The organism is Rhizorhapis sp. SPR117, assembly GCF_021742065.1.
In genome coordinates, this window is record NZ_JAKKIE010000019.1 from 34156 (window position 1) to 52514 (window position 18359).

Here is an 18359-nt window from a genome sequence, read left to right on the forward strand (position 1 = left end):
GTTGGCCGCAGCCTGCCCGAAACTGGAAATACCCACCCCTAGCCCCTCCCACAGGCGGGAGGGGAATTAGATAAGGGATCAGAAATGAACGAACTGACCAATTTCGCAAATCCGGTGGCCAAGCCGGAATCTTTCGACCAGATCCAGATCGGCCTTGCTTCCCCTGAGCGCATCCGGTCATGGTCCTTCGGCGAGATCAAGAAGCCCGAAACCATCAATTACCGCACGTTCAAGCCCGAACGCGATGGTCTGTTCTGTGCACGCATCTTTGGTCCGATCAAGGATTATGAGTGCCTGTGCGGCAAGTACAAGCGCATGAAGTACAAGGGCATCGTTTGCGAAAAGTGCGGTGTCGAAGTCACCGTATCGAAGGTCCGCCGCGAGCGGATGGGCCATATCGAACTGGCCGCGCCCGTAGCGCATATCTGGTTCCTGAAGTCGCTGCCCAGCCGGATCGGCCTGTTGCTCGACATGCAGTTGAAGCAGCTTGAGCGCGTCCTTTATTTCGAAGCCTATATCGTCATTGAACCGGGTCTGACCCCGCTCGACAAATATCAGCTTCTGACCGAAGACGAACTGCTGACGGCGCAGGACGAATATGGCGAAGACGCTTTCTCCGCTGGTATCGGCGCGGAAGCGGTCAGGCAGATGCTGATCGACCTCGACCTTGAGGGCGAGAAGGAAATTCTGCTCAAGGACCTGGCCGAAACCAAGTCGGAACTGAAACCGAAGAAAATCATCAAGCGGTTGAAGGTCGTCGAATCCTTCATTGATTCGGGCAACCGTCCCGAATGGATGATCCTGGAAGTCGTGCCGGTCATTCCGCCTGAACTGCGTCCACTGGTTCCGCTCGATGGCGGCCGCTTCGCCACCTCGGATCTGAACGATCTTTATCGCCGCGTCATCAACCGCAACAACCGTTTGAAGCGCCTGATGGAACTGCGCGCGCCGGACATTATCGTCCGCAACGAAAAGCGCATGTTGCAGGAAGCCGTCGATGCGCTGTTCGACAATGGCCGCCGTGGTCGCGTCATCACCGGCGCGAACAAGCGTCCGCTGAAGTCGCTGTCCGACATGCTCAAGGGCAAGCAGGGTCGCTTCCGCCAGAACCTGCTCGGCAAGCGCGTCGATTATTCCGGTCGTTCGGTCATCGTGACCGGTCCGGAACTCAAGCTGCACCAGTGCGGCCTGCCCAAGAAGATGGCGCTCGAACTGTTCAAGCCGTTCATCTACGCGCGTCTTGACGCAAAGGGTCTGTCGATGACCTTGAAACAGGCGAAGAAGTGGGTCGAAAAGGAGCGCAAGGAAGTCTGGGACATTCTAGACGAGGTGATCCGCGAACATCCGGTGATGCTGAACCGCGCACCGACGCTTCACCGTCTGGGCATTCAGGCGTTCGAGCCGGTGCTGATCGAAGGCAAGGCGATCCAGCTGCATCCGCTGGTCTGCTCCGCCTTCAACGCTGACTTCGATGGCGACCAGATGGCCGTACACGTTCCGCTGAGCCTTGAGGCGCAGCTGGAAGCGCGCGTGCTGATGATGTCGACCAACAACATCCTCTCGCCCGCCAACGGCAAACCAATCATCGTGCCTTCGCAGGACATGGTGTTGGGCATCTATTATCTGTCCATGGAGCGTGAAGGCGAGCCGGGCGAGGGCATGATGCTGACCGACATGCAGGAAGTGCATCAGGCGCTATTTGCCAAGGCGGTGACCCTGCACAGCAAGATCATCAGTCGCGTTCCGCAAACGGACGAGGACGGCAACCAGTATATGAAACGGTTCGAAACGACACCGGGCCGTATGTTGATCGCCGAATGCCTGCCGCAAAGCCACAAGGTGCCTTTCGACATCGTTAACCGCCTTCTGACCAAGAAGGACATCGGTGACGTCATCGATCAGGTCTATCGTCATACCGGCCAGAAGGACACGGTCCTGTTTGCCGACGCAATCATGGCTCTTGGCTTCCGTCACGCGTTCCAGGCCGGCATTTCCTTCGGCAAGGATGACATGATCATTCCGGACTCGAAGGTGGGCACGGTTGATGAAACCCGCGCACTGGTTGCTGACTATGAACAGCAATATCAGGATGGTCTGATCACCCAGCAGGAAAAATACAACAAGGTGATCGACGCATGGTCGCGTTGCGGCGATGTCGTCGCCAGCGCGATGATGGATGAGATCAAGGCGACTCCGAAACTGGCCGACGGGCGGCTTGCGCCGATCAACTCGATCTACATGATGTCGCACTCCGGTGCGCGTGGTTCGCCAGCGCAGATGAAACAACTCGCCGGTATGCGCGGTCTGATGGCAAAGCCATCGGGCGAGATCATCGAAACGCCGATCATCTCGAACTTCAAGGAAGGCCTGACCGTCCTTGAATATTTCAACTCGACCCATGGCGCGCGCAAGGGTCTGGCCGATACTGCGCTCAAGACGGCGAACTCGGGCTATCTGACCCGCCGTCTTGTGGACGTGTCGCAGGATTGCACGATCGTCGAAGAAGACTGCGGCACCGAACATGCACTGGAGATGAAAGCCATCATTCAGGGTGGTTCGGTCATCGCTTCGCTTGGTGAGCGCATCCTGGGCCGCACCACGGCGGAGGACATCATCGACGTCAAGGATGGTTCGGTCATCGTTGAAACCGGCACCTTGCTGGACGAAGCGGCGATTGTGAAGATCGAGGCCATCGGTATTCAGGCGGTGAAGATCCGTTCGCCGCTGATCTGCGAATCGAAAATGGGTGTGTGCGGCAAATGCTATGGCCGCGATCTTGCCCGTGGTACGCCGGTCAACATCGGTGAAGCCGTCGGCGTTATTGCGGCGCAATCGATCGGTGAACCTGGCACGCAGCTCACGATGCGGACCTTCCACATCGGCGGCGCGGCGCAGCTCAACGAAACGTCGAACCTGGACGCAGTGGCCGACGGCCATCTCGAATATCGTGACATGCCGACCATCATGGACTCGCGTAATCGGCGGTTGTCGATGGCTCGCAATGGCGAGCTGGCGATCATCGATAAGGAAGGCCGCGAACGCGCAGTTCACCGCCTGCCTTATGGTGCGCAGTTGATGCTGGAAGACGGCGCGCAGGTTAAGCAGGGCGACCGTCTGGCCGAATGGGATCCGTTCACCATGCCGGTGATTACGGAAAAGCCCGGTATCGTCAAATATCAGGATCTGATCGACGGCAAGACGCTGGTGGAACAGACCGACGAAGCAACGGGCATCGCCCAGAGCGTCGTCACTGAATATCGTGGCGCCGCGCGGGCGAAGGAGGATTTACGTCCTCGTCTGACCCTGCTCGATGCGGACAGCGGCGAAGCAGCCCGTTATATGCTGACCATCGGGGCGACCCTGTCGGTTCAGGATGGGCAAGAGGTCCATGCCGGCGACGTGCTGGCCCGTGTGTCCCGAGAAGCTGCCAAGACCCGCGACATCACCGGCGGTTTGCCGCGCGTTGCCGAACTGTTCGAAGCGCGCAAGCCCAAGGACAATGCGATCATCGCAAAGGTTTCAGGTCGCGTTCAGTTCCTCAAGGATTACAAGGCGAAGCGCAAGATCGCCATTGTTCCCGAGGATGGCGAGCCGGTTGAATATCTGATCCCCAAGTCGAAGGTTATCGACGTGCAGGAAGGCGATTTCGTCAAGCGTGGCGATAACCTGATCGGCGGGTCGCCCGATCCGCATGATATTCTGGAAGTGCTTGGTATTGAACCGCTGGCCGAATATCTGGTCAGCGAAATACAGGAAGTCTATCGACTGCAGGGCGTGAAGATCAACGACAAGCATATCGAAGTGATCGTGCGTCAGATGCTGCAGAAGGTGGAAATCACCGATGCGGGCGATACCACGCTATTGGCTGGCGAACAGCTCGACCACGAGGAAGTGAGCGAGATCAATGCCAGACTGAAACCTGGTCAGCAGCCTGCCGTGGGCAAGCCGGTGCTGCTCGGCATCACCAAGGCAAGCCTGCAGACGCGCAGCTTCATTTCTGCCGCCTCATTCCAGGAAACCACCCGCGTTCTCACCGAAGCGGCGGTTCAGGGCAAGAAGGACACGCTGGTTGGTCTGAAGGAAAATGTCATCGTTGGTCGCCTGATCCCGGCGGGCACGGGCGCTGGCATGAACCGCATGCGGATCGCGGCCAACAGCCGTGACGCCGCACTGCGGGCGCAGCTCAAGATGATGCAAGCGCATATGGTTGCGCCGCAAAGCGCTGCCGAGGAACATGAGGCTGAACTGCAGCAAGGCCCGGAAGCCGCTATCGGCGACGATCCACTGGCTGCGGTTCAGGGTGAGGACTTCACCACGCAGTCGCTGGATCAGGAATAAACCAGCGGTCTGCGGCCGACATAACTGAAAACCGTGACAACCGAATCGGGGCGGCGTTGAAAAGCGCCGCCCCGATTTGTATTTGGCCGGTCGTCTTGCGGGAAACGAGTATCACGCGGCGGCAATATAGACGCGGTTGCGGCCGTCTGTTTTGGCATCATACATGGCCGCGTCTGCGGCTCGCAGCGCCGCGCGGGCGTCCTCATAGGCTGCGACATCGGCTATACCAGCCGAAAAGCTGACCTTGTCCAGACGTTCGCCCGTCGTCTTGTTGACCAGAGTGCGGCTTGACAGGTCGATGCGGGCGGCGTCAACGATTTCGCAAGCCGCCGCCGTCGTCTGACCTTCGAACAGCATGACGAATTCCTCGCCGCCGTGTCGTGCGACATGGCATGTATCATTGGAAATATCGGCGAGCAGCTTGCCCACGAATTTCAGAATGCGATCGCCCACGTCGTGACCATGGACGTCATTGATTTGTTTGAAGTGGTCAATGTCACAAAAGGCGATGCTGAGCGCCTTGCCGTTCCCTTGCGCCCGCAGCGCGGCTTCACGCAGGGTCGCTTCGAAGGCGCGGCGGTTGGGCAGGCCAGTGAGATGGTCCTGCTCGGCTGCCTTGCGTGCATGGTCCAGGTTTTTCTTGAGCAGTCTGGTCTGGCTATGGCTTTCGCGCATCTGCGCTTCAACGGCCCGGCTCTTGTCGATCATCGACCGCGTCAGCGCAATGAGCCGGCCCATCACGGGTTCCGCCATTTCCGGAACGGAAAGGTCCTTCACCTGCGCTTGCAGAGCGGCTCCATAATGCGTGGCCTCATGCTGTGACTGTTTGACCAGTTCGGAAAGCTGGGCAAAGTTGGATTCGACCGAATCGAGCATTTCCGTCATGGCTTCGGGGGTAAATTCGTCTTTGTGCGTTTCGGCGAGGATGGTTTCGGCCTGACCATTGGTCAGTTTTCCCTTTTCCATGATGATGGCGCGCACGGCCTGTTCGATGGCGCGATCGTTGCCGGTCACATAGTCATAGGCAAGTCCGAAATTAAGCGGCGTCAGGTCCAGGTCGTGCGCGAACATGAATTCGCCGATCTCCTGATATAATCTGGCGCGGCGGTTCTCTGCGCGATCATGACATGGTTGATTATCCATCGCCGCGGCGTCGCCGCCGTCTTCGTTGGCCATCAGGTTGAAAGAAAAATGTCCCAGCCATTGCGACAGGCGTCCCCGCGGCGCGACCGCAGGTGTGCCATGTTCATTTCGTACCGATGTCGGCTCGTATCCCATGGGCGTCAGAACGGAAATCTGACGACGCTTTTTAGCTTGCCGTCGATTTTTTCAGATTCCAGCCTTGATCAACCAATCGTGGAATAGGCTTACGGCCCGCCCTTGCAAGGCCTTTGGCCGGCAGACGAACCAGTAATAATAGGGGCTTTTCACCTGCATATCGAACAATCGGGCGAGGCGATTATCCTTTGCCTGATGATAATGGCTGGCATGCATAAAGGCGACGCCCAGACCTTGCGCTGCCGCTTCCAGCATCAAGGGTCCGGAATCGAAATTGTCGATCGCAGCCGGTTGCAGGTCGGGTAGTCCCACCACGTCTTTCCATGCATCAAAACTGCCGGGCATTTCACGGTGGACCAGGATGGTCATATTGGCAATCTGTTCTGGCCGGGTAATTGCATTCGGCCCATGCACCAGATCATGTGCGGCAATCAGGTAAACTTCGTCATGGTCAAGCTGATGGGCATAAAGCGATGGTTCTACCTCGCGCGCCAACACGATTGCTGCATCGATACCTTCTCCCAGCCGGGAAATGCTGTGCGGCGTCGTTTCGATGTCGAGATGAAGGTTGGAATGCATCTGCCGAAACTCACCCATGCGCGGGAACAGGCGCTGACTGGCGAACAGCGGCATGACGCTGAGGCGCAGGCGAAGCTGACCATTATCCTTTTGCACTTCTTCGACCGCAATCGACAGAACATCAAGTGCCGGTGCGATATTGGCCAATAGCCGCTGGCCATCGGCGTTAATTTCGATGGCCTGATGCTTGCGTTCGAACAGGGGCTTTCCGACAAAGCGCTCCAGCGCCTGCACTCTACGGCTCAACGCCGGAGTAGACAGGGCCAGTTCCTCAGCGGCGGCTTTGACCGAGCCGAGTCGGGCGACCTGTACAAAGGCTTCCAGAGCCGTAAGGGGTGGCAAACGCCGCATCTGTTACCTTTTCAACCCAATACTATTGCGGCGCACCAAGCATTATCAGTGGCCCAATTGATAATTTTAACATGAAAGTCCAATTGAATAGCTGAAGATTTTATACCGACGTCAGTTCGTAACGCATTTAATATGGTTTTGCATATTTGCATCTGCATATATAATTGGCCAGGCGGCATGGTCAGCCGCCAGCCAATGACAGCGACAAAGGTGGCAACAAGGCTCGCCCAGCCCAATATCCCGCGAGAGAATAGTGGCACAATGGAACCGTCGAGGTCCAGCGGCGGTCTATGCCCGACCGATCGGCAATTCTCTGGCACGAGCTATTTCCATGGCACGAGCTATTTCCATTCGTCGCAACTCGGAGCGGGCGCAGCTTGTAAAGATGATTAGCGTACTTGAAACTTGCCGCCGGATTTGCGACGGCTGGTGCCATAGGGTTTAAAAGACAGGAACAGAATGAGCACTTCACGCGCCGAAAAGCTTCGCGGTTCGAACAACCTTCTGGTCCGCTTCACCCGATTTTTAGGCCCCTGGGGCTTATTTTTCCGGGGGTTTCTGAAACATCCGGTCATGGTCGGGTCGGTGATTCCCTCATCGCCCACGTTGATCCGAACAATGTTGAAGCCGGTCGATTGGCAGAATGTGAAACTGTTTATCGAATATGGACCGGGCGTGGGTACGTTCTGCCGTCCGGTATTGGAACGGATGCGGCCGGATGCGATGCTGATCGCCATCGACACGAATGACGAATTTGTCGATTATCTGAATGCTGACATTGCCGACAGCCGTTTTCTGGCTGTGCATGGGTCGGCTGCCGATGTGCGCAAGATCATCGCTGACCATGGCTTTGCCCATGCGGATTATATATTATCCGGCCTGCCTTTTTCGACCCTGCCAGGTGGCGTGGGGCCAACTATAGCCCGCGAAACACAGGCAGCGTTGCGGCCGGGCGGCGCGTTTCTGGTTTACCAATATTCGCCCAAGGTTCACAAATTCATCGCCCCGCATTTCCGGGACATCGATCATGATTTTGAATTCTGGAATATCCCGCCCTGCCAGCTATACTGGGCATGGAAAGACCAAGAGGTCGCTGAAATCGCGGCCTGAACCATGGCTCCCATCAATCATCATCGTCCTGCCATGTGCGGGCAGGGAAATTGAGCCGCCGGGTTACCGTATAGTCGATGACCGACACCATCACGTAGCTGATCCAGCCAAGAAGACGCGCAAAAATGCCGGTGCGATGCCGATGCAGTGATAGGGTGATTTCTTCGCAATCCGCAATCTCGCGCGTGACAAATGCGCGCATTTGTTCGGCAAAAGCTGCATCTTCAATTCGCAAAACCAGTTCCAGATTGATGAACAGGCTTCGCATGTCGAAATTGGCCGATCCGATATATACGATGTTATCGATGATAATCAGTTTCGTGTGCAGTTTGGCAGGCAGATATTCATAAATTCGCACGCCGCGTTTCAACAGCGCGGCATAAAGTGCACGCGCAGCCGAGATGGTGGTGCTGTTATCGGATCGAGATGCGGTGATGATCCGAGTTTTCCCGTGTGTGCCTATCCTTTCGATTCGGCGGAGCATTCCACGAGAAGGTGAAAAATAGGCCTGGATCATATCGACCTGGCGCCCCTTCTCCAGATCATGTTTTACCGCTTGTGCCCAGGGGCTGAGCCGTCGAACCGGACCGCCGATCAGGAAATGAAACATCCCATCGGCCGGCCGCCATGTGCGAATCATCCGGCGCAGCGTCGAAAATCGTTGTTTGTCGGCCATCACCCACGCCTGGAGCGCGTTGAACCAGCGTACCGCTTCCGCCGTTCCCGGTCCTTCCATATACAGGCCGATGTCCCGCCATGCCTTATCGTCAGGGATGCCGAAATAATGGTCGGACAGGTTAAAGCCGCCGATAATCAACCGTTGGTCATCGGCGATGGCGATCTTTTGGTGATTACGGATCAGATAGCGAGTGGAGCGGCGATTGCCAAAGACACCGAATCTGCCGCCGCCTTTACGGAATGCGTCAAAAAATCCTGGTGCCGCGTTTGACGATCCGAAGCTGTCGACCATCAGCACAACGTCTATTCCGCGCCGGACGGCGGCGATCAGCCGGTCCATGATCTGGCTTCCGCAATCGTCGCTTTCAAACACGTAATAATAAAACTTCAGGCTGCATCGTGCGCCGTCGATGAAATCGAGTAATACGGACAGGCGTTCAGGGCCGGTTTCGATAAGGCGTAAGCGATTACCCTCAATTTCTGCGTTTATGGGATCGGCTACGGGGGCGACGGCAACAGACATGAGAACAATGTGCCTGCTTTCACGGCAGTTGCATAGAGTTCAGCTTGATGGGGCGGGATTGCCATCCGCGATTTCATTGACTCGCCGAGGCCTTGCTGCTAGGCGACGCCACTTACTCTTTTTCTGCATTTCAAGGGAGCCCGCATGGCCCGCGTCACCGTCGAAGATTGCGTCGACAAGGTTACCAATCGTTTTGATCTCGTCCTGCTGGCGGCGCAACGCGCCCGCGAAATCAGCGGCGGCGCCGAACTGACTGTCGATCGGGACCGGGACAAGAATCCGGTCGTCGCCCTGCGCGAAATTGCAGATGAAACAGTCTTGCCTGACGAACTGCAGGATTCATTGGTCGCCAGTCTGCAAAAGGTTCAGATCGATGACGATGATATGCCCGATGAAATCGGATCGATTGCCCAGTCGGCTGAAGCGCTGCGTCTGACAGCAGCGGCGCCGCCTCGCAATCAGAATATCAGCAGCGACTACGACGGCTGACCGAATAAAAGAAAAATGGGGAGACAAAAGGCCCGGCTGGCAACAGCTGGGCCTTTTTCTGTGCGTCGATGACGTTCATCGTAGCAAATATAGCCTGATGCGCTTTGTTAATATTTACCCTCTTTATCGTCCCGAACCGAAACAGGCGGAATCCCCGTCTGGTACTTTTGCGGGTTTTTGATATGCAACCCGGTAAGGCAGATGGAGGCCTTGGTGATGGCGATCAGGATGGGAAGGATCAGAACATGGGCGGGCACCAGGCCGCTGGTTCTTGTTGCGCTGTTCGCCGCGATTTTTCATGTAACGAATCTGCCAGCACGCGCGCCTGTTGCTGTTGTCGCTGAACCCGATCGCCCCGCGCCTCCAGTGGAAAAGCCGTCTCCGGCACCTGTTGCACTGAACCCGGACTTTGTGGTGAAGCGCATCCTCAACATCGATCATCCATTCAGGCATGGTGATTATGTCTGGGACGATGCCGGTGTACCGGCGGGTCCCATCGTCATCACCGTCGATGTCGAGGCGCAAACGCTCTCCGTCTTTCGCGGCGGCTATGAGATTGGAGCTGCCGTCATCCTTTATGGCGCCGAAGAAAAGCCGACTCCTGAGGGCGTCTTCCCGATTACGGAGAAGGACGCGGATCATGTGTCCAACCTTTATGACGCGCCGATGCCTTATATGCTGCGGCTCACCAACGATGGCGTTGCCATTCATGGCAGCAAGGTGGAATGGGGTTGGGCCACGCATGGCTGCATCGGCGTTCCCATCGCGTTTGCGGCGAAACTGTTTGCGCAGGCCAAAATTGGCGACCGTGTGATCATCACGAATGGCAAGAGGTTGCAGCTTGGCGAGGCCATCATCGCCGGTTGAACAGGATACCGCTCGAAACTGACGTCATGCTTCCCTCGGCTATGGACACTCCGCCCCAAAGCATTAAAGCGGCGGCCAACAGCCAAATCCGGGAAATGAGGGAACCGCTTCATGATCGTCATCAAGGAATCCGACCTGATTGAAAGCGTCGCCGACGCGTTGCAGTTTATCAGCTATTATCACCCGATGGACTATATCCGCGCGCTGGGTACGGCATATGAGGCGGAAAAGAGTCCGGCGGCCAAGGACGCGATCGCACAAATACTGACCAACAGCCGCATGTGCGCCGAGGGGCATCGCCCGATCTGCCAGGATACCGGTATCGTGACGGTGTTCGTAAAGTGGGGGCAGAATTGCCGCCTGGAAAGTGACAAGAGCCTGCAGGATGTGGTCGATGAGGGCGTGCGGCGCGCCTATCGCAATCCTGAAAACCCCCTGCGTGCCTCAATTCTGCGCGACCCGGCCTTTTCGCGGGTGAATACGAAAGACAATACGCCTTCGGTTCTCCACGTCGAAATGGTGCCGGGCGATACGGTGAGCATCGACGTCGCGGCCAAGGGCGGCGGATCGGAAAACAAGTCGAAGTTCAAGATGCTGAACCCGTCCGACAGCATCGTTGACTGGGTGCTTGAAATGGTGCCGCAAATGGGTGCCGGCTGGTGCCCACCGGGTATGTTGGGCATCGGCATTGGTGGCACGGCGGAAAAGGCGGTGCTGCTTGCAAAGGAATCGCTCATGGGCGCGATCGACATGGCGCAGTTGAAAGAGCGCGGGCCGCAGAACCCGATCGAGGAGTTGCGGATCGAGATTTTCGACAAGGTCAATGCGCTGGGCATCGGCGCACAGGGACTGGGCGGGCTTTCTACCATCCTGGACGTCAAAATCATGGACTGGCCGACCCACGCGGCATCCAAGCCGATTGCGATGATCCCCAACTGCGCCGCCACCCGCCACGCGCATTTCACGCTGAATGGGTCGGGGCCGGTCTATCTGGAAGCGCCGAAGCTTTCCGAATGGCCGGACGTCAACTGGACGCCGGATAAAGCCGCGATCCGCGTCGACCTCGACACGCTGACGCCGGAAGTGGTGCAGAGTTGGAAGCATGGCGATCGCCTGCTGCTCAACGGCAAGATGCTGACGGGGCGCGATGCGGCACATAAGCGGATCAAGGATATGCTGGACGCGGGCGAGGAACTACCCGTCGAATTTGCCGGGCGCGTCATCTATTATGTCGGCCCGGTCGATCCTGTCGGCGAGGAAATCGTCGGCCCCGCGGGACCCACCACCGCCACACGCATGGACAAATTCACGCGCATGATGCTGGAAAAAAACTTGCTCGCCATGGTCGGCAAGGCGGAGCGCGGACCGATGGCGATCGAGGCGATCAGAGATCACAAATCGGCTTATCTGATGGCGGTGGGTGGTGCGGCCTATCTGGTCGCCCGTGCCATCAAGGGATCGAAAGTCGTGGGCTTCGAAGATCTCGGCATGGAAGCAATATACGAATTTGAGGTGCAGGACATGCCGGTCACCGTTGCGGTAGATAGCGAGGGCCAGAGCGTCCATCACCTTGCGCCGCTGGTGTGGCAGGAAAAGATCAAGCGGGAGAAATTGCTAGCGGGGGTATGATCGCATTGCCTTCATTCCCTGCGTCCCGGCTGAAATAATATTATGATCACGTCCTCCATATGGCTACCCGCCACCCTCATCGCTGGCGCGCTTCAAGCGTGGCGGACGGCGGTACAGCAGCGGGTGCGGGCGACGCTTTCGGTCAATGCGGCGGGGCTGGTGCGCTATCTGTTTGGCCTGCCAGTCGCATGGGCTTTGCTGGTCTTGTATGAAAAACTGATCGCGGCGGATACCTTTCCCGCCATTCACCCCATGCTGTTGCTCTTTGCGCTGGCGGCGGGGATAGCGCAGATACTGGCGACCAATTTACTGATCATGGCCTTTGGCTATCGCAATTTCATTGCTGGGACCGCCTATTCCAAGACCGAGGCGCTGCAGAGCGCGATATTGGCGCTGGTGCTGCTGGGGGAGAGACTTTCGCCTTTGAGTTGGCTCGGCATATCGACGGGTGTGGCGGGCGTACTGGTACTGTCGGTTGGCGGGCAGCGAATCGGGCCGGGCGGATTGCTGCGGGTGCTGGGGCAGCCCGCTGCGATTTGCGGTATTGCCGCAGGCTTCCTGTTCGCCATGACATCGGTGGCGGTAAAGCGCGCAACCTTTGAAGTTGCGAGCGACGACAAGATAGAGGCTGCGCTGATCGTCCTTGCAGTTACAGTTTTTCTGCAGACGCTGATGCAAGGCGCTTATCTGTTCTGGCGAGAGCGAGAACAATTTGCAAAAATCGCTGCAAGCTGGCGTGTTTCGGGGCAAGTGGGTTTGCTTGCTTCGCTGGGGTCGGCTTGCTGGTTCACCGGTTTTGCGACCGCGCCGGTGGCTTTGGTGCGGATCGTTGGACAGGTGGAGGTGCTTTTCACTTTGGGCTTTTCGCATTTCTATTTGCGCGAAAAGCTGGCGCGGACGGAAGCGGCCGGTTTGTTGCTGGTGGCGTTCGGCGTGATCCTGGCGCTGGCGGGTACAGGGCTGCGATAGGCCATTGCAAGGCAGGACGAGAAAAGGCTAAGGCGGGCCATGGGAATCCTCGGCAAGATCTTCACCTGGTGGGACGGCGCCACCATCGGCACCTCGCTCTATAGCGCGCGTAACGGCGCGAAAGTAGGGGAGGACCATCTGGGCAATGTCTATTACAAGGGCAAGGATGATCGCCGCTGGGTGATCTACAATGGTCCCAATGACGCAAGCCGTGTGCCGGCCGAATGGCATGGCTGGCTGCATCATACATTTGATGAGGAACCTGAAAGCTTTCTGCCGCCGTCGCGCATCTGGGAAAAGGAATCGACACCGAACCTTACTGGTACTGCGCATGCCTATCGCCCCAAGGGCGCCCTGGAACAGGGCGGGCGTCGTGCGCAGGCGACGGGCGACTATGAAGCGTGGAGCCCTGACGCATCATGAATATCAAGCTGGCGGGTGCGGTCCTGCCTGCCCTGCTGATGCTCGGCGCTTGTAGCGACAAGCTCCCCTCCGACGATCAAACCAACAGCGGTCCGGTAGAAGTCGGCAATGGCGTCGATCTATCCGCAACCGGCAAGGAACTCGCCGCCCTTCCGGGCACGCCAATGGCTGAGCGCGTCGCTGTGATCGGCCTGCTTAACAAACGCAATGGCCTTACTCGTGATCTCACGATGAAGCCGGGTGAGGCGTTACGGGTGGGCAACGTCATTGTTCGCCTGCGCGCCTGCGAAACCACTGCGCCTTGGGAAGAGGTGCCCGAAACGGGGGCGTTCGTTCAACTCGATGTTCATGGCAACGACAAGAAATGGCGGCGCATCTTTTCAGGTTGGTTGTTCAAGGAACGGCCCGAACGCAACGTCGTCGAACATGGAATTTACGACGTCTGGGTCAAAAGCTGCAAGATGAGTTGGCCTGAAACCGGGCCTGATACCGTCAAGTTGGGCAAGGACGGAGCAGCAGCCAATACGTCCAGTGCGGAAAAATCTCCTGCGACGGGCAGCACAGATGCTGCAGCTGCGCCCGAAACCCCTCCCACCATCGCCGCTCCCGCACCGGCAAGTGCATCGTCAAGCAACGACAGATAGTGTTTCTGGCTGATTTCCACCGCACCCAGCGAGCGGAGATGATCGGTCATGAATTGGCAATCGAGCAATTCGAATCCGCCTAATTTCAGTCGCGCAACCAACCAGGCAAGCGCCACCTTCGACGCGTCAGTTTTTCGGCTGAACATGCTTTCGCCAAAAAAGGCGCGGCCCAAAGATATGCCATAAAGGCCGCCGACCAGTGTGTCATCCATCCAGCATTCGACGCTGTGCGCATAACCCATTCGAAACAGGGTGAGGCAAGCCTCCGCAATCGTCGGATTGATCCAGGTTTCGGGCCGATCCGGAGCAGGTTCGGCGCAGGCCTGTAAAACAGCAGGAAAATCGCGGTCCGCAGTGACGCGAAATTTGTCGGACCGGATAGTTTTACGCAAGGACCGGGACAAGTGCAGTTCATCAAGCGGCAGGATTGATCGCTTCTTGGGCTCTACCCAGAAAATCTCTGGATCGTCCCTGCTATCGGCCATCGGGAAAATTCCCATGGCATAGGCGCGCAGCAGGATGTTGAGGTCGATGGCCATCACGCCATGGATTAGCAAAGATTTCGTCCCTTGCCAGCAAGAAGCATGTTCGCTGATTGCTACCATATCCCTTGCGCCTGCCTGCTCCCCAAGCTAATAGCCCTCCCCTTGACGTGCAGGAGTGTAGCTCAGCTGGTAGAGCGTCGGTCTCCAAAACCGAATGCCGGGGGTTCGAATCCCTCCACTCCTGCCAAATACTTGCAAGTCCATGCAGTTCAGGGTAAGGGCCGCAGGGAAATTGGTACGAGGTCAAAGCCGCTCCGGTTGAAAGACCGGCCTGCGGCTTTTGGTTTCGATGTTTTTACTTGGTATGTGAACGGATTAAGGTCCAGTGGCTAAAACATCTCCCGGTGATTTCGTTCGGCAAGTACGCGCCGAAGCGGGCAAGATCGTCTGGCCGTCGAGGCGGGAAACGGTTGTCACCACTATCATGGTGGTGATCATGACCACGATTCTTGGCCTGTTCTTCTTCGGGATCGATTCGTTTTTCGGATGGGTCGTTCAATTTCTACTTGGCCTTGCCCGATAAGGGGCAAGGTTCGTTGACTGGAGTTTAGACAGTAGACATGTCGCGCTGGTACATCATTCACGCCTATTCCGGATTCGAGAACAAGGTGCGCGACGCGATCATGGCGGAAGCCACGCGTATGGGCCTCGAGCAGCTTGTCGAATCGGTCGAGGTTCCGACCGAGACGGTGACCGAGGTGCGCCGTGGAAAGAAAATTCAGTCGGAACGGAAGTTCTTTCCCGGCTATGTGCTGGCGAAACTGAACTTGAACGACGATGTCTATCATCTGATCAAGAATACGCCGAAAGTGACCGGCTTTCTGGGTGCCAGCGGCAAGCCGCAGGCGATCAGCGAAACAGAGGCCGCGCGCATCCTCAACACCAAGGAGGAAGCAGCAGCCCAGACCAAGCATAAGGTCACCGTCAATTACGAGATTGGCGATCAGGTCAAGGTTCTGGACGGCCCGTTCGCCAGCTTCAACGGCACGGTCGAGGAACTGGATTTCGAAAAGAATCGTGTAAAAGTGTCGGTTTCCATCTTTGGCCGGGCAACGCCGGTTGAACTCGATTTCGAGCAGGTGGAATTGGCGAAGTGACGGCCCCCACAGGCCGTCATCCCGGCGAAGGCCGGGATCCAGCTTGGCAGGGATAAACACAGGTTTTTCGTCACCCTGAATTTGTTTCAGGGTCTATGAGCGCCGAAGCTTCCGAAAGAGGCGCAACGGCAGAGCCAATGGATGCTGAAACAAGTTCAGCATGATGGTTAGGAATTTTCGGGGGCAACCCCGGGATACGTGCGGGAGGCAGTCTTCGGGCTGCCGATTGTACCGCTAAACTTGAAACAGGGCGAGGCGTTTCGGCGCGGCAGCCCCGACTATAGAGTGAGTGAATAATGGCTAAGAAAATCACGGGCTATATCAAGCTCCAGGTGCCTGCGGGCGCTGCAAATCCGTCGCCGCCGATCGGTCCTGCTTTGGGTCAACGCGGCGTCAACATCATGGAATTCTGCAAGGCCTTCAACGCGGCGACCGGCGACCTGGAAAAGGCGATGCCGATCCCCACGATCATCACCGTTTATGCCGATCGCAGCTTTTCCTTCGAAACCAAAACCCCGCCTGCATCCTTTCTGATCAAGAAAGCGGCGAAGCTGAAATCGGGTTCGAAAGAACCGGGCAAGATTTCCGCCGGACAGATCAAACGTTCGCAGCTTGCTGAAATTGCAGAGAAGAAGATGAAGGATCTGAACGCCAACGATATTGAGTCGGCGACCCGCATCATCGAAGGTTCGGCGAGGGCCATGGGCCTTCAGGTTGTGGAGGGTTAAGGACATGGCAAAGCTGACCAAGAAAGCCAAGACTCTGGCCACCACCGTTGACCGCGACAAGCTGCATGGCGTCGACGAAGCGATTGCGCTCATCAAGACCAATGCCACCGCCAAGTTCGATGAAACCATCGAAGTAGCGATGAACCTGGGCGTTGACCCGCGCCATGCCGATCAGATGGTCCGTGGCGTCGTGACGCTGCCCGCAGGCACTGGCAAGACCGTTCGGGTTGCAGTGTTTGCGCGCAACGAAAAGGCCGCCGAAGCGACTGCCGCTGGTGCCGATATCGTAGGCGCAGAAGATCTTCTGGAAACCATCCAGGGCGGCACGATCGATTTCGACCGCGTCATCGCTACGCCTGACATGATGGGCCTGGTTGGTCGTCTGGGCAAGGTGTTGGGTCCCAAAGGCTTGATGCCGAATCCGAAGCTGGGCACTGTCACTCCGAACGTGACTGAAGCGGTCAAGGCTGCCAAGGGTGGTCAGATCGAGTTTCGCGTTGAAAAGGCCGGTATCATTCACGCCGGGCTTGGCAAGGCCAGCTTCAGCCAGGACGATTTGCGCAAGAATTTCGACGCCTTTGTCGATGCTATCGTCAAGGCCAAACCATCGGGCACCAAGGGCAAATATGTCCGCAAGGTCGCGCTTTCGAGTTCGATGGGTCCTGGCGTAAAGGTTGATGTCGCCGCATTGTCGGTGGCGTAACATTATTTCAGCGCCCGTTTGTCCCGAGCGAAGTCGAGGGACGTTGACGTAGCGCTGGCATGTCTCGACTTGGCTCGACATGAGCGGAGTTGGGGCGAGATCCTCGGGGGCTTCGGCTTTCGTGGTCCGAAGGAATGAAGCGCCCCGGCGTTTTCATTTTTTTAAACCGTCCGAGACAGCAGGTGGAGGGAATTTGCCCTCCTTAATCTCCTGCCAAGACGGGGAAAGTTTTTATCGGTTCGCTGACAGAGCGGCGTACCGGGTCTGCCTGAAGTCCTCAGATAAGGATCGAAGGCCAGGCAACATTCCCCTCGGACAGGCGGCAGGGCCGGCTTTGGCCACCCTGTTGCTTAACCCGCGCGGGCGGATGGTCCGTCCGCGCCAGAGTGGAGAATGGCATGGATCGTGCTCAAAAAGCCGAGCTGGTTACCACGCTTCACGACACGTTCGCGGAGATCGGGGTTGTTGTGGTCACACGCAATCTTGGCCTCACCGTGGCTCAGTCAACTGATCTGCGGGCGAAAATGCGTGATGCCGGCGCCAGCTACAAGGTAACGAAGAACCGTCTCGCCAAGATCGCCGTCACGGGCACCGCTTACGAACAGCTCGGCAATCTGCTGACTGGTCCGACAGCGCTCGCCACATCGTCGGATCCGGTAGCGGCCGCAAAGGTCGCTGTCGATTTCGCCAAAACCAATGACAAGTTTGAAATTGTCGGCGGTGCGATGGGGGATACCCTGCTTGACGTCGAAGGCGTGAAGGCGCTGGCATCGCTGCCGTCGCTCGATGAACTGCGCGCCAAGATTGTGGGCCTGGTTCAGGCACCCGCAACCAAGGTCGTACAGGTCATTCAGGCGCCGGCCGGACAGCTTGCACGGGTCTTCAATGCTTATGCAACCAAAGACGCAGCCTGATTTTTCGATTTGACTGAAACACTTTGATTTAAACACACGGGGCCATATGCGCCCCGATATGGAGATAGTAACATGGCAGACATCAACACGCTCGTAGAACAGCTTTCCGAACTGACCGTCCTGGAAGCCGCTGAATTGTCGAAGGCTCTGGAAGAAAAGTGGGGCGTTTCCGCCGCCGCCGCCGTTGCGGTTGCCGGTCCCGCCGCTGGCGCTGCTGCGCCTGCCGCTGAAGAGCAGACCGAATTCGACGTCATCCTGACCGGCGACGGTGGCAAGAAGATCAACGTCATCAAGGAAGTTCGCACGATCACGCAGCTTGGCCTGACCGAAGCCAAGGCGCTGGTTGAAGGCGCGCCGAAGGCCGTCAAGGAAGGCGTGAACAAGGAAGAAGCAGAGAAGCTGAAGGCTCAGCTCGAAGCAGCCGGCGCGACCGTCGAACTGAAGTAAGCTTTTGGATGTTGCGCCCGGAACGGGATGCGACGACCAGGTTAAAG

At 57.4% G+C, this 18359-nt stretch carries 17 protein-coding genes, 1 tRNA gene and 1 pseudogene; 15 read left to right on the forward strand and 4 right to left on the reverse strand.

What is annotated here, in order from left to right:
- The first annotated feature begins 84 nt into the window (after positions 1–84).
- Positions 85–4338, forward strand: coding sequence for a DNA-directed RNA polymerase subunit beta' (gene rpoC / locus L3X40_RS09290; RefSeq protein ID WP_237365366.1), 4254 nt, complete (start codon positions 85–87; stop codon positions 4336–4338).
- A gap of 111 nt (positions 4339–4449) precedes the next feature.
- On the opposite strand, the gene L3X40_RS09295 is transcribed toward rpoC, so the two are convergent.
- Both L3X40_RS09295 and L3X40_RS09300 read right to left on the reverse strand, forming a co-directional pair.
- Positions 4450–5616 (reverse strand): GGDEF domain-containing protein, encoded by a 1167-nt coding sequence (locus tag L3X40_RS09295; RefSeq protein WP_237365367.1) that lies wholly within the window; start codon positions 5614–5616, stop codon positions 4450–4452.
- Positions 5617–5667: 51 nt separating this feature from the next.
- Entirely contained in the window at positions 5668–6546 is an 879-nt protein-coding gene (locus L3X40_RS09300; RefSeq protein ID WP_237365368.1) for a LysR substrate-binding domain-containing protein, read from the reverse strand.
- Between the two features lie 459 nt (positions 6547–7005).
- On the opposite strand from L3X40_RS09300, the gene L3X40_RS09305 reads away from it, so the two are divergent.
- Positions 7006–7656 (forward strand): class I SAM-dependent methyltransferase, encoded by a 651-nt coding sequence (locus tag L3X40_RS09305; protein ID WP_237365369.1) that lies wholly within the window; start codon positions 7006–7008, stop codon positions 7654–7656.
- A gap of 13 nt (positions 7657–7669) precedes the next feature.
- On the opposite strand, the gene L3X40_RS09310 is transcribed toward L3X40_RS09305, so the two are convergent.
- Positions 7670–8857: a phospholipase D-like domain-containing protein gene (locus L3X40_RS09310; protein ID WP_237365370.1), complete on the reverse strand. Its 1188-nt coding sequence runs from the start codon at positions 8855–8857 to the stop codon at positions 7670–7672.
- A 144-nt stretch (positions 8858–9001) separates the two neighbouring features.
- Between L3X40_RS09310 and rpoZ the strand changes: the two genes are divergently transcribed.
- The 6 genes and pseudogenes from rpoZ to L3X40_RS22420 all read left to right on the forward strand — a co-directional run.
- Positions 9002–9346, forward strand: a complete 345-nt coding sequence (rpoZ, locus tag L3X40_RS09315; protein ID WP_237365371.1) for a DNA-directed RNA polymerase subunit omega — start codon at positions 9002–9004, stop codon at positions 9344–9346.
- 228 nt (positions 9347–9574) lie between these two features.
- Positions 9575–10213, forward strand: coding sequence for a L,D-transpeptidase family protein (locus L3X40_RS09320; RefSeq protein ID WP_237365372.1), 639 nt, complete (start codon positions 9575–9577; stop codon positions 10211–10213).
- Positions 10214–10324: 111 nt separating this feature from the next.
- Positions 10325–11842, forward strand: coding sequence for a fumarate hydratase (locus L3X40_RS09325; protein WP_237365373.1), 1518 nt, complete (start codon positions 10325–10327; stop codon positions 11840–11842).
- 42 nt (positions 11843–11884) lie between these two features.
- Positions 11885–12811, forward strand: coding sequence for an EamA family transporter (locus L3X40_RS09330; RefSeq protein ID WP_237365374.1), 927 nt, complete (start codon positions 11885–11887; stop codon positions 12809–12811).
- Between the two features lie 39 nt (positions 12812–12850).
- A complete protein-coding gene (locus tag L3X40_RS09335; protein ID WP_237365375.1) occupies positions 12851–13234 on the forward strand; it encodes an NADH:ubiquinone oxidoreductase subunit NDUFA12 in 384 nt (127 codons plus the stop codon).
- Between the two features lie 230 nt (positions 13235–13464).
- A pseudogene (locus tag L3X40_RS22420) lies at positions 13465–13632 on the forward strand (DUF2155 domain-containing protein); the annotation flags it as partial.
- Between the two features lie 35 nt (positions 13633–13667).
- Here L3X40_RS22420 and aat read toward each other — a convergent pair.
- Positions 13668–14420 (reverse strand): leucyl/phenylalanyl-tRNA--protein transferase, encoded by a 753-nt coding sequence (aat, locus tag L3X40_RS09345; protein ID WP_338331137.1) that lies wholly within the window; start codon positions 14418–14420, stop codon positions 13668–13670.
- A gap of 114 nt (positions 14421–14534) precedes the next feature.
- Between aat and L3X40_RS09350 the strand changes: the two genes are divergently transcribed.
- The 7 genes from L3X40_RS09350 (at position 14535) to rplL (ending at position 18312) form a co-directional block, all read left to right on the forward strand.
- A tRNA-Trp gene (locus L3X40_RS09350) sits at positions 14535–14610 on the forward strand.
- Positions 14611–14748: 138 nt separating this feature from the next.
- On the forward strand, positions 14749–14946 hold the full coding sequence (gene secE / locus L3X40_RS09355) for a preprotein translocase subunit SecE (protein ID WP_237365377.1): 198 nt from the start codon (positions 14749–14751) through the stop codon (positions 14944–14946).
- A gap of 37 nt (positions 14947–14983) precedes the next feature.
- Positions 14984–15520: a transcription termination/antitermination protein NusG gene (gene nusG, locus L3X40_RS09360; protein WP_237365378.1), complete on the forward strand. Its 537-nt coding sequence runs from the start codon at positions 14984–14986 to the stop codon at positions 15518–15520.
- A gap of 296 nt (positions 15521–15816) precedes the next feature.
- On the forward strand, positions 15817–16248 hold the full coding sequence (rplK, locus tag L3X40_RS09365) for a 50S ribosomal protein L11 (protein ID WP_237365379.1): 432 nt from the start codon (positions 15817–15819) through the stop codon (positions 16246–16248).
- A gap of 4 nt (positions 16249–16252) precedes the next feature.
- Positions 16253–16951 (forward strand): 50S ribosomal protein L1, encoded by a 699-nt coding sequence (rplA, locus tag L3X40_RS09370; protein ID WP_237365380.1) that lies wholly within the window; start codon positions 16253–16255, stop codon positions 16949–16951.
- Positions 16952–17349: 398 nt separating this feature from the next.
- Positions 17350–17865: a 50S ribosomal protein L10 gene (gene rplJ, locus L3X40_RS09375; RefSeq protein WP_237365381.1), complete on the forward strand. Its 516-nt coding sequence runs from the start codon at positions 17350–17352 to the stop codon at positions 17863–17865.
- A gap of 72 nt (positions 17866–17937) precedes the next feature.
- Positions 17938–18312: a 50S ribosomal protein L7/L12 gene (rplL, locus tag L3X40_RS09380; RefSeq protein WP_237365382.1), complete on the forward strand. Its 375-nt coding sequence runs from the start codon at positions 17938–17940 to the stop codon at positions 18310–18312.
- Positions 18313–18359: the final 47 nt, after the last annotated feature.

Coding starts and splice junctions, on each gene's coding strand:
- L3X40_RS09320 (WP_237365372.1), top strand. CDS start 9,575: ATGGGAAGGATCAGAACATGGGCGGGCACCAGGCCGCTGGTTCTTGTT.
- L3X40_RS09305 (WP_237365369.1), top strand. CDS start 7,006: ATGAGCACTTCACGCGCCGAAAAGCTTCGCGGTTCGAACAACCTTCTG.
- rpoC (WP_237365366.1), top strand. CDS start 85: ATGAACGAACTGACCAATTTCGCAAATCCGGTGGCCAAGCCGGAATCT.
- L3X40_RS09330 (WP_237365374.1), top strand. CDS start 11,885: ATGATCACGTCCTCCATATGGCTACCCGCCACCCTCATCGCTGGCGCG.
- L3X40_RS09310 (WP_237365370.1), bottom strand. CDS start 8,857: ATGTCTGTTGCCGTCGCCCCCGTAGCCGATCCCATAAACGCAGAAATT.
- nusG (WP_237365378.1), top strand. CDS start 14,984: ATGTCGCGCTGGTACATCATTCACGCCTATTCCGGATTCGAGAACAAG.
- rplK (WP_237365379.1), top strand. CDS start 15,817: ATGGCTAAGAAAATCACGGGCTATATCAAGCTCCAGGTGCCTGCGGGC.
- L3X40_RS09300 (WP_237365368.1), bottom strand. CDS start 6,546: ATGCGGCGTTTGCCACCCCTTACGGCTCTGGAAGCCTTTGTACAGGTC.
- rplJ (WP_237365381.1), top strand. CDS start 17,350: ATGGATCGTGCTCAAAAAGCCGAGCTGGTTACCACGCTTCACGACACG.
- rpoZ (WP_237365371.1), top strand. CDS start 9,002: ATGGCCCGCGTCACCGTCGAAGATTGCGTCGACAAGGTTACCAATCGT.
- rplA (WP_237365380.1), top strand. CDS start 16,253: ATGGCAAAGCTGACCAAGAAAGCCAAGACTCTGGCCACCACCGTTGAC.
- rplL (WP_237365382.1), top strand. CDS start 17,938: ATGGCAGACATCAACACGCTCGTAGAACAGCTTTCCGAACTGACCGTC.
- L3X40_RS09325 (WP_237365373.1), top strand. CDS start 10,325: ATGATCGTCATCAAGGAATCCGACCTGATTGAAAGCGTCGCCGACGCG.
- L3X40_RS09295 (WP_237365367.1), bottom strand. CDS start 5,616: ATGGGATACGAGCCGACATCGGTACGAAATGAACATGGCACACCTGCG.
- L3X40_RS09335 (WP_237365375.1), top strand. CDS start 12,851: ATGGGAATCCTCGGCAAGATCTTCACCTGGTGGGACGGCGCCACCATC.